The sequence below is a fragment of the Thermoleptolyngbya sichuanensis A183 genome (genome assembly GCF_013177315.1).
GTDB lineage: Bacteria > Cyanobacteriota > Cyanobacteriia > Elainellales > Elainellaceae > Thermoleptolyngbya > Thermoleptolyngbya sichuanensis.
The window spans coordinates 755,533-776,067 of the sequence record NZ_CP053661.1; the positions used below are offsets into that span (position 1 = coordinate 755,533).

The 20,535-nt window shown below is 56.3% G+C and carries 19 protein-coding genes; 9 read left to right on the forward strand and 10 right to left on the reverse strand.

Annotation, left to right across the window (positions count from 1 at the left end):
- The first annotated feature begins 2 nt into the window (after positions 1-2).
- From HPC62_RS03280 to HPC62_RS03290, 3 genes are all read left to right on the forward strand, one after another.
- Positions 3-2,048 (forward strand): FAD-dependent oxidoreductase, encoded by a 2,046-nt coding sequence (locus tag HPC62_RS03280; RefSeq protein WP_172353730.1) that lies wholly within the window; start codon positions 3-5, stop codon positions 2,046-2,048.
- Positions 2,049-2,174: 126 nt separating this feature from the next.
- The gene (locus HPC62_RS03285; protein WP_172353731.1) at positions 2,175-2,771 is read left to right on the forward strand and encodes a Maf family protein; all 597 of its coding nucleotides are present in this window, start codon (positions 2,175-2,177) and stop codon (positions 2,769-2,771) included.
- A gap of 207 nt (positions 2,772-2,978) precedes the next feature.
- Complete coding sequence (locus HPC62_RS03290; protein WP_172353732.1) at positions 2,979-4,169, forward strand: MFS transporter; 1,191 nt, start codon at positions 2,979-2,981, stop codon at positions 4,167-4,169.
- Positions 4,170-4,403: 234 nt separating this feature from the next.
- Here the strand turns inward: HPC62_RS03290 and HPC62_RS03295 are convergent, their stop codons facing one another.
- Entirely contained in the window at positions 4,404-5,717 is a 1,314-nt protein-coding gene (locus HPC62_RS03295; protein ID WP_172353733.1) for an NF041680 family putative transposase, read from the reverse strand.
- A gap of 394 nt (positions 5,718-6,111) precedes the next feature.
- Here HPC62_RS03295 and HPC62_RS03300 point away from each other — a divergent pair, with 394 nt between their 5' ends.
- Complete coding sequence (locus HPC62_RS03300) at positions 6,112-6,450, forward strand: hypothetical protein (RefSeq protein ID WP_172353734.1); 339 nt, start codon at positions 6,112-6,114, stop codon at positions 6,448-6,450.
- Between the two features lie 25 nt (positions 6,451-6,475).
- A complete protein-coding gene (locus HPC62_RS03305) occupies positions 6,476-6,691 on the forward strand; it encodes a hypothetical protein (RefSeq protein WP_172353735.1) in 216 nt (71 codons plus the stop codon).
- Between the two features lie 37 nt (positions 6,692-6,728).
- Here HPC62_RS03305 and HPC62_RS03310 read toward each other — a convergent pair whose 3' ends face one another.
- Both HPC62_RS03310 and HPC62_RS03315 read right to left on the reverse strand, forming a co-directional pair.
- Positions 6,729-7,445 (reverse strand): TIGR03943 family putative permease subunit, encoded by a 717-nt coding sequence (locus tag HPC62_RS03310; RefSeq protein ID WP_255548853.1) that lies wholly within the window; start codon positions 7,443-7,445, stop codon positions 6,729-6,731.
- Between the two features lie 211 nt (positions 7,446-7,656).
- Positions 7,657-8,676: a permease gene (locus HPC62_RS03315; protein ID WP_172353737.1), complete on the reverse strand. Its 1,020-nt coding sequence runs from the start codon at positions 8,674-8,676 to the stop codon at positions 7,657-7,659.
- 402 nt (positions 8,677-9,078) lie between these two features.
- Here HPC62_RS03315 and HPC62_RS03320 point away from each other — a divergent pair, with 402 nt between their 5' ends.
- On the forward strand, positions 9,079-9,663 hold the full coding sequence (locus HPC62_RS03320; RefSeq protein WP_172353738.1) for a GNAT family N-acetyltransferase: 585 nt from the start codon (positions 9,079-9,081) through the stop codon (positions 9,661-9,663).
- A 465-nt stretch (positions 9,664-10,128) separates the two neighbouring features.
- On the opposite strand, the gene HPC62_RS03325 is transcribed toward HPC62_RS03320, so the two are convergent.
- Positions 10,129-11,442, reverse strand: coding sequence for an NF041680 family putative transposase (locus HPC62_RS03325; RefSeq protein ID WP_172353244.1), 1,314 nt, complete (start codon positions 11,440-11,442; stop codon positions 10,129-10,131).
- A 212-nt stretch (positions 11,443-11,654) separates the two neighbouring features.
- On the opposite strand from HPC62_RS03325, the gene HPC62_RS03330 reads away from it, so the two are divergent.
- On the forward strand, positions 11,655-11,855 hold the full coding sequence (locus HPC62_RS03330; RefSeq protein WP_172353739.1) for a hypothetical protein: 201 nt from the start codon (positions 11,655-11,657) through the stop codon (positions 11,853-11,855).
- Between the two features lie 228 nt (positions 11,856-12,083).
- Here HPC62_RS03330 and hpsL read toward each other — a convergent pair whose 3' ends face one another.
- From hpsL to HPC62_RS03360, 6 genes are all read right to left on the reverse strand, one after another.
- Positions 12,084-13,718 (reverse strand): hormogonium polysaccharide biosynthesis protein HpsL, encoded by a 1,635-nt coding sequence (hpsL, locus tag HPC62_RS03335; protein ID WP_172353740.1) that lies wholly within the window; start codon positions 13,716-13,718, stop codon positions 12,084-12,086.
- 193 nt (positions 13,719-13,911) lie between these two features.
- A complete protein-coding gene (locus tag HPC62_RS03340) occupies positions 13,912-14,199 on the reverse strand; it encodes a hypothetical protein (RefSeq protein ID WP_172353741.1) in 288 nt (95 codons plus the stop codon).
- Between the two features lie 316 nt (positions 14,200-14,515).
- Complete coding sequence (locus HPC62_RS03345) at positions 14,516-14,833, reverse strand: hypothetical protein (RefSeq protein ID WP_172353742.1); 318 nt, start codon at positions 14,831-14,833, stop codon at positions 14,516-14,518.
- Between the two features lie 119 nt (positions 14,834-14,952).
- On the reverse strand, positions 14,953-15,291 hold the full coding sequence (locus HPC62_RS03350; RefSeq protein ID WP_172353743.1) for a hypothetical protein: 339 nt from the start codon (positions 15,289-15,291) through the stop codon (positions 14,953-14,955).
- Positions 15,292-15,303: 12 nt separating this feature from the next.
- Complete coding sequence (locus tag HPC62_RS03355; RefSeq protein WP_172353744.1) at positions 15,304-16,914, reverse strand: bifunctional aminoglycoside phosphotransferase/ATP-binding protein; 1,611 nt, start codon at positions 16,912-16,914, stop codon at positions 15,304-15,306.
- A 141-nt stretch (positions 16,915-17,055) separates the two neighbouring features.
- Complete coding sequence (locus HPC62_RS03360) at positions 17,056-18,393, reverse strand: adenylosuccinate synthase (protein WP_172353745.1); 1,338 nt, start codon at positions 18,391-18,393, stop codon at positions 17,056-17,058.
- Between the two features lie 198 nt (positions 18,394-18,591).
- Here HPC62_RS03360 and HPC62_RS03365 point away from each other — a divergent pair, with 198 nt between their 5' ends.
- Together HPC62_RS03365 and HPC62_RS03370 are read left to right on the forward strand one after the other, a co-directional pair.
- Positions 18,592-19,695 carry an adenosine deaminase gene (locus HPC62_RS03365; protein WP_172353746.1) on the forward strand — a complete coding sequence of 368 codons (1,104 nt, stop codon included), beginning with the start codon at positions 18,592-18,594 and terminating at the stop codon, positions 19,693-19,695.
- 190 nt (positions 19,696-19,885) lie between these two features.
- A complete protein-coding gene (locus HPC62_RS03370) occupies positions 19,886-20,524 on the forward strand; it encodes a Uma2 family endonuclease (RefSeq protein WP_172353747.1) in 639 nt (212 codons plus the stop codon).
- The last annotated feature ends 11 nt before the right edge of the window (positions 20,525-20,535 follow it).

A 20,535-nucleotide genomic window follows, 5' to 3' on the forward strand; every position in this document is an offset into this window, starting at 1 on the left:
GTATGACTCGAAACAAACGCACGCGCTCCTTTGCGGCTTTTCTGGCCTCCCTGGTCGGATTCACGACCCTGGCCCCGGCGGCATCTGCCCAAGCTCCAGTGTCCGCCAATCGCCCCGCCCCTAGCGAAACCGTGGACTGCGAAATTCTGGTCGTCGGCGGCGGGCTGGCAGGCGTGGCTACCTCCTACGAGGCGCTGCTGGCCGGGCGCACCGTCTGCATGACGGAACTCACCGACTGGATGGGCGGACAGATCACCTCCCAGGGCACGTCGGCGCTGGATGAGGCGCGGCGGCAGCGGCAGTTGCTCTACTATTCCAAGGGGTATCTAGAACTGCGCGATCGCATTCAAAAGAAATATCGCAGGCTCAGCCCTGGCGACTGCTGGGTGAGCGTTTCCTGCTTTTTGCCCCGCGATGCCGAAAAGATTCTGGAAGACATGCTGCGGGACGCGGCGCGAAAGGGACGAGGCCGGCTCAAGTGGTTTCCCTCGACCGTGATTAAGGAACTGGACTACACCGCCGACGGCAAGCAGATCGCCGCCGCTACTGCCATCCAGCACAGCCCTGCCCCCAACACGCCGCCCCTGAATACGGAGCCGCTGTCGCAAATCATCGAAGATGCCTACCGCTACGAAAATTCCAGCCGTTTGAATAAGAAGGTGATCCGCTTCGTGCCCAAGGCGCGGCGACAGCCCGGTGTGGCGGATTGGTACGTGGTGGAGGCGACGGAAACCGGAGAGCTAATTGCCCTAGCGGACGTGCCCTATCGGCTGGGCCTTGATCCGCGATCGCACCTCAACCCGTCCCTCCCCACCACCAATGGCGACCCCTACTGCACCCAGGGCTTTACCTACACCTTCGCGATGGAGCGCACGGCAGAACCCCAGCCCCAGCAAAAGCCGCCTTTCTATGAGCGCTACGAACCCTATTACGGCTATGACCCCAACCCGCGCCTGGCCGACATTGACGTGGTGTTTACCTATCGCCGCATCTGGAGTCCAGAGCCTCGTTCCACCGAGCGCGTGTTTGGCGTGTCGCGCCCCAAACCAGGCGATATTTCGATGCAGAACTGGGTCTGGGGCAACGACTATCGCCCCGGCACCTCCCGCGACAATTTGATCTATACCCGCCAGCAGTTGCAGGAGCGGGGACAGCTTGCTGCCGGTGGCTGGCTAGGCGGGCTGCGGACGGAAACCCTGGCGGCGGGCGAAGAACTGGCCCTGGGCTACTACTACTGGTTCACGATGGGCACGACGGATTCGCAACTGGGGGATGGGGTGAAAAAGCCTGCACCCAATCACCGCTTGCTGGCAGGGCTAGAGTCGCCAATGGGCACGGTTCACGGTCTGTCGAAATATCCCTACATCCGCGAAGGACGGCGCATTATCGGTCGCCCCACCTACGGCTACCGCAACGGCTTTAGCATGAACGAGTTGGACATCTCTAAGGCTGACTTCCGCGCCGATTTTTACCGCCAAAATCTGTCGCCAGAGATGTATCGCAACCTGTGGATTGCGCTGGCGGGGCTGGAAACTGTGTCGGCGATCGCCAAAAACACGCCCCCCGACCAGATTCAGCGCCGCACCCGCTCGACGATTTACCCCGACGCGGTGGGCATTGCCCAATACGCCATTGACTTTCACCCCTGCATGGCCTATTCTCCACCCGAAGCACCGGGAAACATCGAGCGACCGGGCACGCGCCAGGGCCACGGGCAGGCCTATCCGGGGCAAATCCCGCTGCAAGCGATGATTCCCCAAAAGCTGGATAATTTACTGGTCGCGGGCAAGAGCATCGCCACCAGTACGATGGTCGCTGCTGCCTACCGGGTTCATTCCTTTGAGTGGTCTGTTGGCGCGGCTGCGGGTACGACGGCCGCCTTTGCCCTGCGGGAAAACGTCCCGCCCTACCAACTGGTAGACGACCTGCCCCGCCGCGAACCCCAGCTTGAGCAACTCCAGCGCCTCCTCGTCCGCAACGGCAACCCGATCGAGTTTCCCGACACGTCGATCTTCAACCTCGACTGGGCTGATTGGGCCCCGTGGTAAGGGAGGGCGGAAAAGAAGAACGAAGAACGAAAAACGAAGAACGAAGAACGAAGAACGAAGAGTGAAACTTTTTCTCTTTTCTCTCTTCACTCTTCTTTCTTTCCTTTTCTCTCTTTCCTTTTGCCTATGCTTCCTCCCTTGGTCCTTGCTTCTGCCTCTCCTGCCCGACGGCGACTGCTGCAACTGGCGGGGATTGAGCCGATTGTCTATCCCAGCGCTTTTGATGAGGCGCAGGTGCGGGAGCCAAATGCCAGCGTGCTGGTGCAAAAGCTGGCGGAGGGCAAGGCACGGGCAGTTGCGCCCAAGTTTCCCGATGCGCTGGTGCTGGGCTGCGACTCGGTGCTGGCGCTGAACGGCGAGATCCACGGCAAGCCCGCCCACGCAGAGGAGGCGATCGCCCGCTGGAAACAGATGCGGGGGCGCGTCGGCGAGCTATATACCGGGCACGCGCTGATCGACGGGACGCAGGGCAAGATGCTGGTGCGGTGCGGCATGACGCAGGTACAGTTTGCCAATGTGAGCGATCGCCAGATTGAAGCCTACGTTGCCACGGGAGAGCCGATGAACTGCGCCGGATGCTTTGCGCTGGAGGGTCGGGGCGGGCTATTTGTGGAACAACTGATGGGCTGCCACAGCAACGTCATCGGTCTCAGCCTGCCGCTGCTGCGCCAGATGATCGCCGAGTTGGGCTACGACGTGACGGGCTATTGGTCTGGAGGCTGAAGGATGGCGCTTGCTGTAGTTTCATGGCGAGGTGAATCCGATGGACGAAACTGGAACTTGTGCAACACGGCAGATCGTCGGCATACTTCAGCAGCCAGTCCCCTGTCGCACTCACCTGCCCCTCATTCCACCCCCTTATAGTCCATCCCCTTATATTGAAGACAGCCCACCCTACCCTGGTGCATCCGCCAGACCGGATGATTTTGCATGAACCTTGCCAAGCTCTTTGCGTCCAAGCGATTTCGTCAACTGCTGGTGCTCCTGGCGGCGGGCGGATTGACCACCATGACGGGTAGCGTCGTTACGCCTGTATTTCCAGAAATTGTGCGAGATTTGCAGCTCGATCGCTCCTGGGCAGGCATGTTGACCAGTACTCACGCCCTGACGACGGCGCTGTTTACGCCCGTGTTTGGCATTTTGGCTGATCGGGTGGGCAAGCGGACGGTGATGCTGCCTGCGCTGCTGTGCTATGCGCTGTTTGGGGTGGCGACGATTTTCATGACGACGCTGCCGACGCTGCTGCTAATGCGGGGGCTGATCGGCGCGGCCAGCGGGGCGGTGGCGGCGGCTACGATTGGGCTGCTGGGCACGATGTATGAAGGCGACGAGCGATCGCGCATTTTGGGCTTTGCCACCAGCGCCATGACCACGGCGGCGATTATCTTTCCGCTGCTGGGCGGCTGGGTCGGGCGAAACCAGTGGCAGCACGCTTTTTATCTCTACCTGCTGGGGATTCCGCTGATGGCGATCGCCGCGCTGGTGTTTCGGGAGGAACCTCGCAATACAAGCGGTGCGGGCTTGTCTGATACGGGTGGGCTGTTGCCCGTGGTGCGCCAGCCGTCGGTGCTGATGATTTACTTTTTTTTGGCGGCGGCGGCATTGGTGATGCAAGCCACCGTGGCCTATGCGCCGATTTACCTGAAAGAAACCATCGGCGCAGACCCGGCGCTCAACGGCGTGGTGCTGGGTCTGCGGGCGGCGGGGGCGGCGGTGAGTTCGGCGGTGCTGGCCAGTCGGCTGGCGCGACGGTTGAACAATCGACGGGGGGCGATCGCCCTTGGCTTTTGTCTGATGGGGCTGACCATTGCCACAATTCCGTCGCTCACGCAGATTTTTGTCATCCTTCCCGTTGCGGCCCTGTTTGGCGCGGGTTTCGGCATCATTACGCCAAATCTCTACGATTTACTCGCCGATCAGGCTCCGGCAGAGCTACGGGCCAGCGTCCTGGCCATTGGTACGGGGTTCAACTCGCTGGGCCTGTTTTCAGCCCCCCTGCTGCTGGGCCCCATTTGGAAAAACGTTGGACTCCCGTCTGTGTTTTACCTGGCGGCGGCGATCGCCCTGCTGGTCAGCCTTCTAAGCCTCCGCCGAGAGCGCAAATTGGGAACTAGGGGCTAAGAGCTAATTTATGAAGCAAATCTTAAGAAGCCTGAAACTCTTGGCATGTGTGGCTTTGAGGTCATGTTTGCCCAGGAAAAGCGGTTTCTCGGAAATCCTTGATTACTTTAGTTTGGACTAACTTTAGTTTGGACTAACTGGCATCACAATAATGCTCAACAGGATGCCATAAAGAATCTGCTCAACCGTTCATAACAGTTGAACTTAAGGAATTGGATACAATCCTGCTCGCAGTTAAGCTGCTGTTGCAACCGGACTGTTCAGGGATTGTTCGGATGTCTTGCGTTTCGAGGCTCGTTTTTTGACCATCGGATAGCAGGGACGAGGAGTTGGCTTGTGCCCCTTGCCTCGTCCTGGCGATTTACCACGAGGTTTAGGCGCAGGAGCAGGGGTGCCAATCACTGCCAAAATGCCTGCAAACGCTTGTGCGACCCGACCCGGAGTCAACGTTTCTTGCGGTGCCTGCCAGGGCAAGGGGTGGTCAGTACAGTCCTTTCGCGCTAACCACAACTGCCAACTGAGCAACGGCATCAGGCTGCTCCACTGTTCGGTTGCCGATACAGAACTGAACTGGGGATGTGTCCAATATAGCCTCTGCTTGGCAAAGCGATACCAGTGTTCAATGGCAAAGCGACGGAGGTAGTGCAACCACAGGGTTTCTAACGGAGGCATCTGCTCACCCAGCCAAACTAACCACAAAGGAGCCAAGCGTCGCGTGCTGCTCTGTGTCTCCAGCACCTCCACGCGCAACACTTCCATTGCCCGTTTGGGGGATTTGCGGAAATGGTATGCACTCCAACGACTGACCCGCACTCGTCCCCAGTTGGGATCATCGACTTCAACGGTTTCGACCGGGACACTCCAAGTGTCAGGGTCATTGAGTTTCATCTTATGTCCATGCTTGGCAGGTGCGCCTCGCCCTCGATACGCTGGGGGCGCGCCATAGACACATCGATTGGATGTAACCCGCAGCAGCAAGTCTGCCTCAATCCCTGCCGTTTGGTTGACAAAACTGGCATTGCCGTACCCTCGGTCGTAGATCGCCAACGGACGCACCGCTAACTGCCGAGTCACTTGTTTGAGTTGGAATGCCGCTTTACTGGCGGGTGTTTCAAAGCTGGTGATGCGCTCATGCCGCAATGGTAATGCCCAACTGCCCCTGTCTTCAGCAATCCAGGCTAAGGTACTGTAGTTTTGTCCGGCTATCGGGGCATGTCCTGTTCTGCCTGATAAGGTGCGGTCTTTCAAACGCCTGGCAGCAGGACGGTTCCACCGACTCGCATCACCTGCCAACAACGGTTGCTGCTGAGTCGGTATCTGCTGCACCAACAGCTTCAGCACCTTTGATCGGGGTAGGCGGCTATCGCGCAACGCTTCATAGGTGCTCGACCACTGGCGACGAAAGACAGGACTCTGCGATAGCCTCACAAACGACACGATGCACGCACTCACTAACACGGCATCCATCAGATCAAACAGGGCATCTCTGGCGTTTCCCAAGCTGGCATACAACGTTTGGCGAAATTGCTGAAGTTCGTTGAAAATCATGGGGTCAATGTTGGTTGTACTTCATTGACCTTACGGCAGTCGGTGCTTCTCATTGACTGCCTTCCTCTTCACCATTAGTCCAAACTAAAGACAGCATCCAGCAGAGGTGCATATGGACGCAAGAAAATGGGCTTGGGGAGGATCGACCAACGCTGACCTAGGCCCCAAGATAAAGCATCAGGAGAGTGGACGCTTGGTACTGCAAAGCCCAAGGTGGGAACCGATGGTTGCAGTCTTCATGTCAATGTTTGTACTTACTGCTCTCTTTTTTGGGGGCAGCAGTCGGCTAACGTGCGATCGCCCCACATTTTCGACAACGCACTGTCAAGTTACGCGCTTCTTTGGGCCAGGGCTGATTCCCTTGAGAAGCCTTGAACTAGGTTCCTTAACGGACGTGCAGGTCGTTCGTGAATTCCAGCATTCTGATAGCTGCGAATATTTGGTTTACGATGTTCAACTCACGGGCACAAAAACTACGACTCGACTGAGGCTGCACAATAATCGAGATATTGAACGGGCCCAGCAGATTGCTGACAATCTTCAGCGATTTCTCGCGAATCCTGCCCGTTCTGAGATTGCTGTAGATACCATCAATGTACTCGACGACTGGGCCCTCACGTCGATGTCTGTCGGAGGTCTGATAGCAATCAGGGCCTTGTTGCGTCGCAAGGGCTTTCGCTTCGAGTTTGACCGTTTGGCAGGTACGCTGCAAATCTCAAATCTTTGGGGCTGATGGCCGCCTCAAGCGGCAGATTTCTTTGAGAGAGATTCAGTCCATCGTGATTGAGCAATCCACTTTGGAAGGCCAGGCCGTGGCTCGAATTGTGTTTGTGATGCAGTCGGGCGATCGCCTTCCGCTCATACATACCTACAGTGCTGGTGTACCCGGCAAACAAGCGGTAGCCGAGGCGATTCGCGAGTTCTTAGAGTTGCCGCCAGTAGAGATGGAAGGTGGACTAGCTGCAAGAATTTGATCGTCGGCCCACCGTGCCTAGTAATCACTAATAATCACTAATAATCATACGGATTCTGGGGTTCCTCAATCGGGGTCAAGGACGTAGCCTGAATGACCAGTTGGCGCTGACCGTCGAGGGTTTCTGTCGCCATGTCACCGTCTACGCGGAGCCACTGGTCTTGTTCGTAGGCAGTGCGATCGCCCTTAATCCGCACGGGCAGCCCAACTGGATATACGTCTGCGGCGCAGCAGGTAATCACAAAGCGGGTGATGGTGAAATAGTTGCTGGGCAGGTTTGGCGAATGGATAACGAACCCCTCGACCGAAGCTTTTTGTCCGGTGTAGGCATCGGGTTCGGGGTAGACATTTAGCAGGCGCACCCAGTCGATTAGCGAGCGGTCTTCGGGGCGGGTGTTGGTGCGGAAGGACTGGGGCTGCGATCGCGTTAGGGTGAGCGTATCCGCGACGCCGCGCTCGATGGCGACCTGGCTGGCAAAGGCGCGGGGCGTAAACTGGAGACCAAACAGGGCGATCGCCAGCAGCAGGGCGCTACTCCATCCAGGCGGCAGCAGGTTTGCATGGGACTCTGAGGGCTGGGTAATGGCGATGCCGCGTCGCGCCAGCCGCAGCGCCTCCCAAAGTTTGGCAACGCCCAACCCCAACAGCGCAAACCCAGCGGTGATCGCCAGCCAGACATAATCTGGATGCAGCAGAATGTTGATCCGCCCGGTTAGCCAAAAGCGCAGCATCAGCCCGCCCCACGCTAGCAGCATGACTGCATCCAGCCAGATTAGCCAAAGCCCTGTCCGATTTTTACGAGTCTGGTTGCCTCTTCTGCTTGCCATCACTCCGTCACTCTGTCACTCTGTCACCCTGTCAGTCCGTCACCCTGTCACCCTGTCACCCTGTCACCCTGTCACCCTGTCAGTCCGTCACCCGACCTCACGTTCTAGCTGATATCTACTGGTATCTAGCTGATAGTATCTAGCTGATATATAGATTAATCAGCAAGCAAAACAAAAACGTGAGCTGACCCGCCAGAATAAACAAATAGGCGATCGCCCGACCGCGAAACATCGACAGCAGCAGCGCAATGTTTTTCAGGTCGATCATTGGGCCAAACACCAGGAACGCCAGCAATGCGCCGCTGGTAAAAGTAGAGGCAAAGGACAGGGCAAAAAACGAATCCACTGTCGAGCAAATCGACACAATCCACGCCAGCAGCATCATCGCCAAAATCGACGTGACCGGGCCCTGCCCCAGCCCAATCACCCACTCGCGCGGCACAAAGACTTGAACGATTGCGGCGATCGCCGTTCCCAAAATCAGCACACCGCCCAACTCGCGCATCTCCTGCACAATGTTATTCACCAAAAGCCACAGCTTGTCCGACAGCGGCTTGGTGAGGACGGGATTGATGGCGATCGCCGACGAAGACAGCGACCCATCGGGGCGAATGGGCTGATCCGCCTGCCCCAGCCAATAGGTTCCTGACTGCAACAGGGACGACTCACCCGAAGGCTTTGTAGCCGCCCCGCGCACCGCTGGCATGGCCCGCGCCACTCCCGGTTGCATCAGCGGTCGCAGGTCTGCCTGAGCGCTAAACACCCAGCCCACAATTACTGCCACCACCAGCGACAGCCCCACCCGCAAAAACACAATCTCCGGCTGATCCCGAAAGGCAATCCACGTTGCCCAAAACACCACCGGATTCACCGTGGGAGCCGCCAGCAAGAAGCCCACCGCCATCGACGCGGGCGCACCCTGCACAATCAGCCGCCGCGCCACAGGCACATTGCCGCACTCGCACACGGGAAACAGGAAGCCAATGCCGCCGCCAATCATCGCCGCCAGCAGCGGATGTTTGGGCACTGCCGCAATCAGCCGCCGCTCATCAACGAATAGCAGCAGCACGCTCGAAAACAGCACGCCCAGCAGCAAAAAGGGCATCGCCTCCACTAGCAGGCTGAAAAACAGCGTCAGCGCATTATTCAATCGATCCATGCGGTCTAGCCTAATCCTTCGGTCTAGCGATCCCCGATTGGGTCTGAGAGGCTATTCTACACCGTCCTATCGCAGACGGGTTTTTCAAAAGGCGGGTTTCCGCCCAAAAAGCGAGGCTTTTGCAGGATCAATCGCGGGGGAAAACTAGCCCAATCCCCCACCGGAATCGCGATAAGGTTGAGTGGGATGAGTGGTGTTGCCATCGCCACAACCCTCAGCGTTATCCGTTTTCCTGATTCATTCTCCCAATCCATCCTTCCGACCCGGCAGCCCGACCCGGCAGCCCGACTCAGCAGCCCGACAGGTATTCCAAACGTTCTAATTTCAGACGGCATTTCAGCCAGCTTTCTGCTCTTGCTCTTATTCCTGAAACCCTACTTTCCAATCCTCTGACCCCCAACTATGGCTTCCCATTCTGAAACCAATAAAGCTGAGCGGGAACGGGCGATCGCCAACTCCCTGCCCGTCGAGATTCGGGACATGGACATCGACGACCTCGCCCCGGTGTTTCATCTGGGGGAAAGCCTGTTTACCAGCGACCTCTATCCCTACCTTTATCGCACCTGGGACGAGTGGGAAGTGATTGGGCAATACAATACAGACCCAGAATATTGCCTGGTCGCAGAGATTGAAGGCGAATTGGCAGGCTTTGTGCTGGGCACTATTATCAGCAAGGCATCCTGGGTCTATGGCTATATTATCTGGCTAGGAGTCAGTCCCAAGTTTCAGCGGCGCGGCGTGGCGGATAAGCTCGTAGACAAAATCGTCGAGCGCATGATTGAAGAAGGCGCTCGGTTCATGCTGGTGGATACCGATCCAGCCAACGAACCTGCGATCAAGTTCTTTCGGCGCAAGGGGTTTGGCAATCCGCGTCGCCACGTTTACCTGTCGATGAATTTAAGCAAGCACGAAATCTACGGCCGCCTAATCGCCTACGAGCGGGACAAGGCTAGCCGGGTGCGTCATCACCGTCCCAAGCGACCCTGATCAAGTGACCCTGTTCCCCTGCTGCCGTCTAAGCCGTTCAAGCTGTTTAATCTGTTTAATCTGTCGCCATGGGAGCGCGATCGCCCACGCGATCCCTCTCAACTTGGCATGGCAACTTTGCGCGACAGCCAACATCTACACAGGGACTTCAAGACAGGGACTTCAAGACAGGGACTTCAAGCTTCTCATGCTCCCCTCTTCCCGACTTGGGAGAAGCGGTTGGGGGATCAGGGCAGATTGAAAGTTGCACATCGCATCAACATTTAGCAAACAGAGCGATCGCCCACCCAGTCGCGACCCACTCGGCATGAGTATCTAGCATCGCCACTCAGCAGGGCGATACACATTGTGACTTTAGTTTGGACTAACTGGCATCACAATAATGCTCAACAGGATGCCATAAAGAATCTGCTCAACCGTTCATAACAGTTGAACTTAAGGAATTGGATACAATCCTGCTCGCAGTTAAGCTGCTGTTGCAACCGGACTGTTCAGGGATTGTTCGGATGTCTTGCGTTTCGAGGCTCGTTTTTTGACCATCGGATAGCAGGGACGAGGAGTTGGCTTGTGCCCCTTGCCTCGTCCTGGCGATTTACCACGAGGTTTAGGCGCAGGAGCAGGGGTGCCAATCGCTGCCAAAATGCCTGCAAACGCTTGTGCGACCCGACCCGGAGTCAACGTTTCTTGCGGTGCCTGCCAGGGCAAGGGGTGGTCAGTACAGTCCTTTCGCGCTAACCACAACTGCCAACTGAGCAACGGCATCAGGCTGCTCCACTGTTCGGTTGCCGATACAGAACTGAACTGGGGATGTGTCCAATATAGCCTCTGCTTGGCAAAGCGATACCAGTGTTCAATGGCAAAGCGACGGAGGTAGTGCAACCACAGGGTTTCTAACGGAGGCATCTGCTCACCCAGCCAAACTAACCACAAAGGAGCCAAGCGTCGCGTGCTGCTCTGTGTCTCCAGCACCTCCACGCGCAACACTTCCATTGCCCGTTTGGGGGATTTGCGGAAATGGTATGCACTCCAACGACTGACCCGCACTCGTCCCCAGTTGGGATCATCGACTTCAACGGTTTCGACCGGGACACTCCAAGTGTCAGGGTCATTGAGTTTCATCTTATGTCCATGCTTGGCAGGTGCGCCTCGCCCTCGATACGCTGGGGGCGCGCCATAGACACATCGATTGGATGTAACCCGCAGCAGCAAGTCTGCCTCAATCCCTGCCGTTTGGTTGACAAAACTGGCATTGCCGTACCCTCGGTCGTAGATCGCCAACGGACGCACCGCTAACTGCCGAGTCACTTGTTTGAGTTGGAATGCCGCTTTACTGGCGGGTGTTTCAAAGCTGGTGATGCGCTCATGCCGCAATGGTAATGCCCAACTGCCCCTGTCTTCAGCAATCCAGGCTAAGGTACTGTAGTTTTGTCCGGCTATCGGGGCATGTCCTGTTCTGCCTGATAAGGTGCGGTCTTTCAAACGCCTGGCAGCAGGACGGTTCCACCGACTCGCATCACCTGCCAACAACGGTTGCTGCTGAGTCGGTATCTGCTGCACCAACAGCTTCAGCACCTTTGATCGGGGTAGGCGGCTATCGCGCAACGCTTCATAGGTGCTCGACCACTGGCGACGAAAGACAGGACTCTGCGATAGCCTCACAAACGACACGATGCACGCACTCACTAACACGGCATCCATCAGATCAAACAGGGCATCTCTGGCGTTTCCCAAGCTGGCATACAACGTTTGGCGAAATTGCTGAAGTTCGTTGAAAATCATGGGGTCAATGTTGGTTGTACTTCATTGACCTTACGGCAGTCGGTGCTTCTCATTGACTGCCTTCCTCTTCACCATTAGTCCAAACTAAAGTTGTGAAGAAGTATTGTTTTTTCTGATAAAACGCAATTCTGTATTTTTAGATACAGAATTTATTGCTATGATTAAACAAGAAGCGTCAAGATTCCATCACTTAACACCAGAAGGATTTCACTATGTCTACTCAAGATCAAGCCCGCGCCCTGATGATGCGCCACCACCACAACATCAAGAATCGCCAGCAATCGATGCTCAGCCGGGCCGCCGCCGAAATCGGGCTGCCTGCGGAAGCACCCACCCTCTGGAACCATGTCCAGGGCAAGCCCCACCCATCTTTTGTGCAGAGCTATGACCGCAGCGGCTCGACCATGAGCTAGGTTGCCGGGATAAATAGCTCCGCGACACCGTTAGAACTGGAATGGTTAGAACAGCAATTCGGAACCGGAATTCGGTTTTACACGTAGTTTGAAAGCGTGGGCGATCGCCCAATCCACCCTTTTTCTCCGCTCCGTCGGGGAGGTATCGACACCGATGCCTCCCTGAATTTTTTTGAATTTTTTTTACAGACCACGCGAGTTTTTTGCAGACCAAGCCTCATGCCTCACCTAAGCAAAGCCCAGTCGCTTGAACCGACGGCGTTGGGCTTGGGGCTGGGCAGCAGCGGCTTCCAGGCGTTCCTGGCGCTCCAGTTCTGGCAATTTCAGCACGACTCCAGCAAAAAACCAGTAGTAAACCGCCACTGGATCAACGTCGAGGGGATAGTAGTAGGTGTTGTAGCTAATGAACAGCACGAATAGCCACAGCGCTGCGCCATAGCTCCGCAACGTGCGATCGCGCATGGAGCGGTAGGCCAAAAAGGTCAGCGCCGTCAGCATCGTCACCAGCGCCAAAAACGCCAGCGTCCCCAGCATTCCAATTTCATACAGCAGCTTGGGATAATACGTTTCGATTAGCTCAGTGTCGCCCAGCGTGCGGGCGGCGTTGGTGGCTCGACCTAGCCCGTTGCCCAAGAAGTTTTGATGATTCAGCGACCACTGAAACTGTTCCAAAATAAACAGATGCGGTGGCGAGGCTTCCCAGCGACTTTGCAGGCTCTCGAATCGCCGGGATAGGATGTCGGGGTTTCGCAGGGCGGCGTAGCCCAGCACCAAGCCAAGGATGGCCGCACCTGGGATAAAGCGCCTCAGGTTCACCACCTGCCCCGTCAACACCAGCAGCGTCACGAACACGCTGGGCACCAGAATCAGCGCCACTCGCTGCCCCGATAGCACCGCCATGATGAAGACTGACGCAAGAGAAATCAGCCCTGTCGTGCGCCATTGCGCCCTGGGGTCGCTAAATGCCGTCGCAAATGCCAGAAATGCGGCAGAAATCAGGAACCAGCCCCATTGCCAGGGCGCAACAAAGGTTCCAGGCAAGCGAATCTGATTGTGTTGGGGCGTATAGAGCAACGACCCACCCACAAAGCAGCGGGCATTGAGGGAAGCGCGGTAGAGGTCTGGCCCTTGGGCAAAGCGTGTGCCAGCGCAGTACCCGGTTTTGAGCAGGACATACTGGATAAACGCGAGGGCGCAGCAGGTGAGGATGATGATAACCGTGAGCCGCATCAGGAATAGCAAATCGCGGCGATCGCGCAGCAGATAGTATGCACACACCACCAGCGGCATATAGCCCATTAGCACCTTTAGTCCTAAAATGCCCATCAAGATAGGCTGCTCTCCAGGCGTGGGGCTAAGCTGCTGCCCTCCGTTCACCACCAGCAGCGTCATCAGACACAGCCCCAGCAAAATGCCTACGGGCGCAACCATCTGCCGGGGAATCAGCACGGGCAGCTTTTCGCGGCGGCAGTATTGAATTACGCCGAAGAGGGCAGGGATATAGAACCCGTCTTTGGCAAGCTGAAGCAGGGGGCTGCTGCCCAGCGCATAGGTGACAGATCCGCTGAGGGGCATGTAGATCAAAAAGGCCCACAGCGCTTGGCGGGGGTATTTGAACGACAGCGCGGTGCAGAGCGTGCCAATGAAGGTGCCAATGCCCGGACGAACCCCCGCGGCCAGGCCCACGACAAAGCCGACTACCGTCGCAAATAGCGCCGCAAAAATTGTGAAGATGACCAACTCTTGCCGCAGGCGATTGGCTTTACGGCGCTGAGAAAGACGCTGACGCAGGGTGGGTTGGGGCGATTCAACCGCTAGACTTGGGCTGGGCTGGGATTTGGACTTGGGCTTGGTTTTAAGCACGGGGCAGGCAGAGGGCAGGCAGAGGGTGCATCTAGCAGAAGGGCGATCGCGCGATTGATTCGGGAATCGGGGAGACCTGGCTCAAGTTACACACGCCCTACCCGTAAGCGAAGTGTTTAGAGCATTCCAGCATCCGGTTCACCGCATACCTATCGTAGCCGAGCGTCCCGTAGCTCTGTTCCAGCGAGCCGAGCTAGGCATATTGCAGCGCAACGGCGGCATCTGATGGCAACTCAACCCTCAACTCTGCCCAAAGTCGATACTGCTGCGGGGAGGTCGTGATGATGGCGGCGGGGTGATCGGCGCTGGAATACTGGAGAAGCTGGCCGCAACACGAATAGGCGCTGTCTTCCTCGTGTTTCCCAAAGGTTTTGACCAGGCGATACAGCGTATTGCCGTAGCGGATGCCTTCACAGAGGTAGCCGTCCCTATAGAACCGGAACGAGCGGACAGAGCGTTCATTTACAACAGTCGGTATCATGGCTCGTTCTTGCATAAGATGCATTCGGAATTTCAAGATTGCTGGGTTCAGTGTGAAGCCTGCTTTTTGATTGAGAACTTAGTGAAAAAATATACGCTTTGCGCGTAGTTTTACGGAAATCCGCAAACTTCTATAGAATCCAGCAATTTATCCTGGAACCCTGATGGGCAGTCTCTCTATAAAGACTATAAAGACCGCAACGCCTTAGTTGTAGCCCCGGTCGTTTGGTAGCTACAACCGTAAATTCTCGGTGACCGTTGCCCTAATTTTATGAAAATAAAACATTTCCAGGCGGGCTTTTTTTGACAGACATTGCTCAGCGACGACGCGATTTAAAGCTCGGCCCTGGCTGGCGGCTGAAAAAACCACGACGCGGACGGGCGATCGCCCTTTCATTTGGCTCTTCTTCAGATTTGCGCCCCAAGCTGAGCCGGGGAATCAGATCGCGCTGGCTCTTTTGCTCTGGGGGCAGTGGCTTATCCTGTTTGCGGTAGCTGGCGATGAGTGCGCCCGACAGTCCGGCGATCGCCCCCAGCCCAATGCTCAGCGGCACCCAGTAGCCCAGCAGCGCAAAGCCAATGAGAAACACGATCCATAGCTTGATGCCGACAATCACCGGATCATTCTTGCCCATCGCAATGCCTCAAGCGCAATTCCTTCCAATGCCATGAGCCGCAGTCAACGAGAGAGTGCGAATCACGAGAAATCCTACAAGCCTCAACGGTTCTGACTTTCAGCCCCAGCCACCAACCGCTATGCGCCTACTCTCTCCGGAATCAGCCGCTCCAAAATCGTCAGCAGCCGATCGATTTGCTCGTCGCGCTTTTTGGACTGTTCGCGCATTTCTCGAAAGCCTTCGTGCATCTCCCGAAACCCTGCCCTAATCTCGTCAAAGCCCTCTCGCGTAGAAATTTCTGAGCGAGTGATCTCTTCTGTCATCCGTCCAATTGGGTCAGATAGAATCTGCACGCTCTCGGCCAGCGTATCGAGCCGCTGGGTGAGGCGCTGATCCAGCACTTCGATGCGGGTATCTACCGCTGCAACGTGGGAATCGAGGGTGTCTAGCCTTTCAACAATCAGTTCGTTGGTCATAGCGAGTCTTCATCAAAGCGAATCTAAGAGCGCGTCGAGCGGCTGGGTGGTGTCTACTGTTCTAACGTATTCTGCTTCGGTGGGCGTAAAGGGTTCAAAGCTCTGCTTCGCCAGGATTTCTGGAGTGGCATCGGCGATGTCGCCTGTGCGCTGGCTAAGTCGCTTAGCAAGAATTTCTAGGGGAGCCGTGCAGTGGAGAATGTGGAGTGGGATGCCGTGGGCGCTGACCTGGGCGATCGCCCCTTCTCGCAATGCCTGCCGATCGTATTTGGCATCCAGGATTACCGTATAGCCTTCGGCGGCCAGCGTCGTGCCCAAGTGCAGCAGCCGATCGTAGGTCTGTTGGGTCATTTCTGGCGTGTAGAGGTCGTCGCCGCCGCGCTCCGTCAGCGCCACGCCGCCCAGATGTTTCCGCACCGCGTCGGAGCGGATGTACACTGCGCCAAGCTTTTGGGCGATCGCCTTAGCAGTCGTGCTTTTGCCCGATCCCGACAGCCCGCTCATCAGCAGCAGGCGGCCAGTTTTGGGCTGCGTATAGTTCCACGCCAGTTGATAATACAGCGCGGCGGTGTCGTGGGCTTTGCGCTTTTCCTCCTCTGGCACGCCGGGGTCATTCAGTAAAAAGGACGTGACCTTGGCCCGCACGTAGGTCTGGCGGTTAACGTAGATCGGCAGCACCCGCAGCCCGTCCCAGTCGCCCGTCCGCTCTACATACTCGTTTAGAAACACGGTTCGCAGGTCGGGTCGCTGCCGCGCATCCAGATCCATCACAACGTAGGCAATGTCGAACATGACATCGACAAACCGAAACGGCTCGTTGAACTCGATGCAGTCAAACAGCAAAAACTGCTGGTTCCAGTAGGCGATATTCCGGAGGTGCAGGTCGCCGTGGCACTCGCGAATCCAGTTTTGCTGAAGGCGCTCGTCAAATAAATCAGCCTTTTCAGCAAAAAAGCGATCGCAGTAGGCCCGCGTCTCATCGAACTGCTGCTGGGTCTGCGGCCCGCCGATATATTGCGCGGTTTGCGCCCAGTTTTCATCGAAGGCCTGTCGCACGCGCTCGACACGACCGAATTCGCGGATGTAGTCGCTGGTTTCGGTGGCGAGGTGGAAGGTGGCGATCGCCCCCGCCAGGTCTTTTAGCAAGTCCTCCGTCAGTTCGCCCCGCTCATACAAATTGGTCAGCAGGGTGGATTGCGGAAACTGCCGCATCTTCACTGCATATTCCACCACCTCGCCCGGCCCGTCCAAGTGAAAGGTGGGCACGCCCTTGTCCAAGGTTTGGGTAATCGGCAGCACATCCAGATAAATCGCCGCCGCCGCCCGCTGATTCAGCCGCAGTTCCTCTTTACAAAAATGCTTCCGCTTTTCCAGCGTGGAATAGTCCAGGAACCCGAAGTTCAGCGGCTTTTTGACCTTGTAGGCATACTCGCCCGTCAGCAGCACGTAGGAAATATGCGTCTGAATCAACTGCACCGGAGACGCATCCGACGGATAAAAGTCTTCAGGATATTCTGGCGGCTCTCCGGCCACAGTCTGGAGCGGATCGGGCGGCACCGGATGGGGATAGAACTCCGGCTTCAGCATGTGCTGGATCACGGGCGGCAGGGCAGAGTCGGACATGATGGATTGGGGATTAGGAGTTAAGGTATGCCGTTTGCTTTTCACTAGAATAAATGCGCCCGGAAATCTTCCAAGCGCATTTGCAACCGTATTCTGAAACGAATCATGAACTGCGTGCGCCCCTTAGGTTTTTTTGGGCGTTTATTGGGCGGTTTCGACTGCGCCGTTGGTATACAGCAGCGCCCGTTTGGGCCCGTGGATCGGGTCTTCCACGATAATCGTCTGGTCGCGGCTGGCTCCGAGCGACACGATGGCGATCGGCACTTCCATCAGTTCCGCTAGAAACTTAAGGTAATCCAGCGCTTGGCGGGGCAGGTCATCGAGCGATCGACAGTGGGAGGTGTCTTGCTTCCAGCCCGGTAGAGTTTTGTAAATGGGCTGACAGCGGGCAAACACTCGCGCATTCGAGGGAAAGTCGCGCACCTGCTGGCCGTCGATTTCGTAAGCAGTGCAGACTTTGATTTCGTCGAGGTCATCCAGCACATCGAGCTTGGTAATGGCAAGACAGTCTAGCCCGTTGATGCGGACGGCGTAGCGACCAATTACTGCGTCAAACCAGCCGCAGCGGCGTTTGCGCCCGGTCGTGGTGCCGAATTCTGCGCCGCGATCGCACAACGCCTCGCCCACATCTCCCAGCAGTTCGGTCGGAAAGGGTCCTTCGCCCACGCGAGTGGTGTAAGCCTTGGCCACACCAATCACCCGGTCGATGATCGTCGGCCCTACGCCCGCCCCCACACACGCGCCACCCGACACCGGGTTCGACGAGGTGACATAGGGGTAAGTGCCGTGATCTAGATCTAGCAGCGTGCCCTGTGCGCCCTCAAACAAGATATTGCGGCGCTGACGCACGGCCTGACTAATCCGCAGGGAGCTATCCACCACATGGGGGCGCAGCCGCTCGGCATAGCCCAGGTATTCATCGATCACCGCGTTGGGGTCGAGCGGCGGCAGGTTATACAGCTTCTCTAAAATGACGTTTTTGTATTCGATCGTCCAAGTCAACTGGTCGCGCAGTCCCTCTGCGTCCATCAGATCCACCACGCGAATGCCCGTGCGCTCGGACTTGTCGGCGTAGGTGGGGCCAATGCCACGCTTGGTCGTGCCGATCTTGTGGCTGCCGCGCTGCTCTTCGGCGGCGGCATCGATCATGAGGTGATAGGGCATGGTGACGTGGGCCGTCTCAGAAATCAGCAGGTTCTCGCTGGAAACGCCCAGCTTTTCGAGCTGATCCAGTTCACCCAGCAGCACCTTCGGATCAATCACTGTGCCAGAGCCAATGATGCATTCCGTTGTGGGATACAGAATACCCGATGGAATGAGGTGCAGCTTGAAGGTCTGCCCCTGCACAACGACCGTGTGACCCGCATTCACCCCGCCCTGATAGCGCACCACCACGTCGGCGGACTTGCTCAACAGGTCGGTAATCTTCCCTTTTCCTTCGTCGCCCCACTGGGCCCCGATTACTACAACGTTTGCCAAGGGTTTAAATTGCTAGAATTTTCAGAAATACGCAAACTTCCATTATCAACAGCGCGTGTTCCTGGTGTCAATGCTTAGGAGCAAGACACTGCTAGTCTGAGTGGAAATGCCCATTTCTAAAGCTCAACTTGAGAAGAATGCAGTGTGTGGCTTTGAGTGAAATGCAGGCGAGTTAACAACTAGATTGAGAGGTATCTTGTGACGCTATATGCCGAATTGCACCGCCATCTGGGTGGTTCCGTTGTCCCCCGTATTCTCTGGCGCTATTTTCAGCGCAACCAGGCAGACCTGGCAGAACGATTTGCCGACTATGCCGAGTTTGAGGATTTTTATACGCGCCCGCGCAATACGCTGGCGGAATATCTAGAGCTGCATACGCTGGTGGAAAGCGTGCAGACAGAAGACACCCTGCCCTACTTTATCTATCGTCTGATGCGTGGGGCATATGTGTTTGAGAATTTAGCCTATTTGGAATTGCGCTATACGCCGTATTTGCGAACGCCGGAGCATCTCAGCCAGGGCGATCGCATTTCCTTAATGAGCCAAATTGTGGAGGTGGTGGGCCGCGCCAGCCAGATTGTGGAGTATCCCATCGTCACCAGCCAAATTCTCTGTATGCACTCGCGGCTGCCCTACGAGGTAAACCGGGCGATCGTTGATCTGGCGGCGGCGCGGCGCGATGTAGTGTGTGGCGTGGATCTGGCGGGTGGAGATGGGCTGTATGGCGATCGCCTCGGTGAGTTCATCCGGCTATATGACTACGCGCGATCGCTCGGTCTCAACACCACCGGGCACTTGTATGAAACCGAAGAAGGCTGCTATCCCGAACTTTTGCCCTACCTAATGCGGATCGGCCACGGCATCCAGATTCCGCTAAAGCACCCCGAACTGCTGCCCCAGGTGGCCGCCCAGGGGCAATGCCTGGAGGTCTGTCCCACCACATATCTAAAAACAGGCACGCTGCAAGACCTGCATCAGCTCAAGGGGGTATTCGACCGATGTTTTGAGGCGGGGGTGGATATCGCCATCTGCACCGACAACGCGGGACTACATAACGTGCGGCTGCCGTTTGAATATGAAACGCTGCTGACCCACGACATCATTGGCTTTGAGGAGCTAAAAGCCTGCCAGGATGCCGCCTTCCGCCATGCCTTTGCCTGGACTCATCCGCAACGACCAGAGCTAATATTGAGTACCATTTTACGGGCTGATGCAGAGCCATCTGAGGAGTTCCCGCGCTCAGGCAATGGCAACGGACAATTCAATGCTGTCGCGCAAGAGGTAACGGAGTCCTCGCGCTAGCCATTGGTCTGCAAGACTCGCAGCAAAAGCTGGCTGGAGGCAGTAGCAACACCTCCAGCCAGAAACCCCGCATCTACAAAAATCCTTCAAAATTCGCAAAACTGGTTTCAACCGCTCAAGTCTAACCCCTTAAAATTTAAGCAACGCTAAACAACGTTAAATAACGCTCTGGCTCAGGAGTTGATACCAAATGTCACTCACTGCTCAACAGTTAGCTGCTTTGATGCCTGATGCCACTCAATTAGAAAGTGACGAGCCAGAGATGGAGAGTTCACTACACTATGCCCAACTAGCCCTGCTGGTTGCTTGTTTAGAGTGGCTTTGGCGCGATCGCTCTGATTTTTTTATTGGGGCAAACTTGACAATTTATTTCAGCCGGGAGCAGCTCAAAAACAAAGAGTTTCGCGGCCCCGATTTCTTTTTAGTGAAAAACACCGAAAAGCGCCCGCGAAAATCTTGGGTTGTCTGGGAGGAAGGCGGCAGATACCCGGATTTGATTATTGAACTCTTATCGGACTCAACAGCCCAAATCGATCGAAATTTAAAGAAGGAACTCTATCAAAACCGATTTCGCACACCAGAGTATTTCTGGTTTTCTCCTGAGACTTTGGAATTTTCAGGCTATCGCCTAGTTAACCAGCAGTATGAACCGATTGCTGAAACTGATTCGGGCTGGCTGTGGAGTCATACCTTAGGACTCTATTTAGGTATTCAAGCTGGGATGCTGCGCTATTTTACAGAAACAGGTAACCTGGTGCTGTCTCCACAAGAATCGGCACAACGATTGACAGAGCAGCTAAGAGCGTTGGGTGTTGAACCGGACGTATAGCAACGCGAGAA

Coding starts and splice junctions, on each gene's coding strand:
- HPC62_RS03290 (WP_172353732.1), top strand. CDS start 2,979: ATGAACCTTGCCAAGCTCTTTGCGTCCAAGCGATTTCGTCAACTGCTG.
- HPC62_RS03325 (WP_172353244.1), bottom strand. CDS start 11,442: ATGATTTTCAACGAACTTCAGCAATTTCGCCAAACGTTGTATGCCAGC.
- HPC62_RS03285 (WP_172353731.1), top strand. CDS start 2,175: ATGCTTCCTCCCTTGGTCCTTGCTTCTGCCTCTCCTGCCCGACGGCGA.
- HPC62_RS03340 (WP_172353741.1), bottom strand. CDS start 14,199: ATGATACCGACTGTTGTAAATGAACGCTCTGTCCGCTCGTTCCGGTTC.
- HPC62_RS03330 (WP_172353739.1), top strand. CDS start 11,655: ATGTCTACTCAAGATCAAGCCCGCGCCCTGATGATGCGCCACCACCAC.
- HPC62_RS03295 (WP_172353733.1), bottom strand. CDS start 5,717: ATGATTTTCAACGAACTTCAGCAATTTCGCCAAACGTTGTATGCCAGC.
- HPC62_RS03320 (WP_172353738.1), top strand. CDS start 9,079: ATGGCTTCCCATTCTGAAACCAATAAAGCTGAGCGGGAACGGGCGATC.
- HPC62_RS03355 (WP_172353744.1), bottom strand. CDS start 16,914: ATGTCCGACTCTGCCCTGCCGCCCGTGATCCAGCACATGCTGAAGCCG.
- HPC62_RS03315 (WP_172353737.1), bottom strand. CDS start 8,676: ATGGATCGATTGAATAATGCGCTGACGCTGTTTTTCAGCCTGCTAGTG.
- HPC62_RS03350 (WP_172353743.1), bottom strand. CDS start 15,291: ATGACCAACGAACTGATTGTTGAAAGGCTAGACACCCTCGATTCCCAC.
- HPC62_RS03310 (WP_255548853.1), bottom strand. CDS start 7,445: ATGCTGCTAGCGTGGGGCGGGCTGATGCTGCGCTTTTGGCTAACCGGG.
- HPC62_RS03370 (WP_172353747.1), top strand. CDS start 19,886: ATGTCACTCACTGCTCAACAGTTAGCTGCTTTGATGCCTGATGCCACT.
- HPC62_RS03345 (WP_172353742.1), bottom strand. CDS start 14,833: ATGGGCAAGAATGATCCGGTGATTGTCGGCATCAAGCTATGGATCGTG.
- HPC62_RS03280 (WP_172353730.1), top strand. CDS start 3: ATGACTCGAAACAAACGCACGCGCTCCTTTGCGGCTTTTCTGGCCTCC.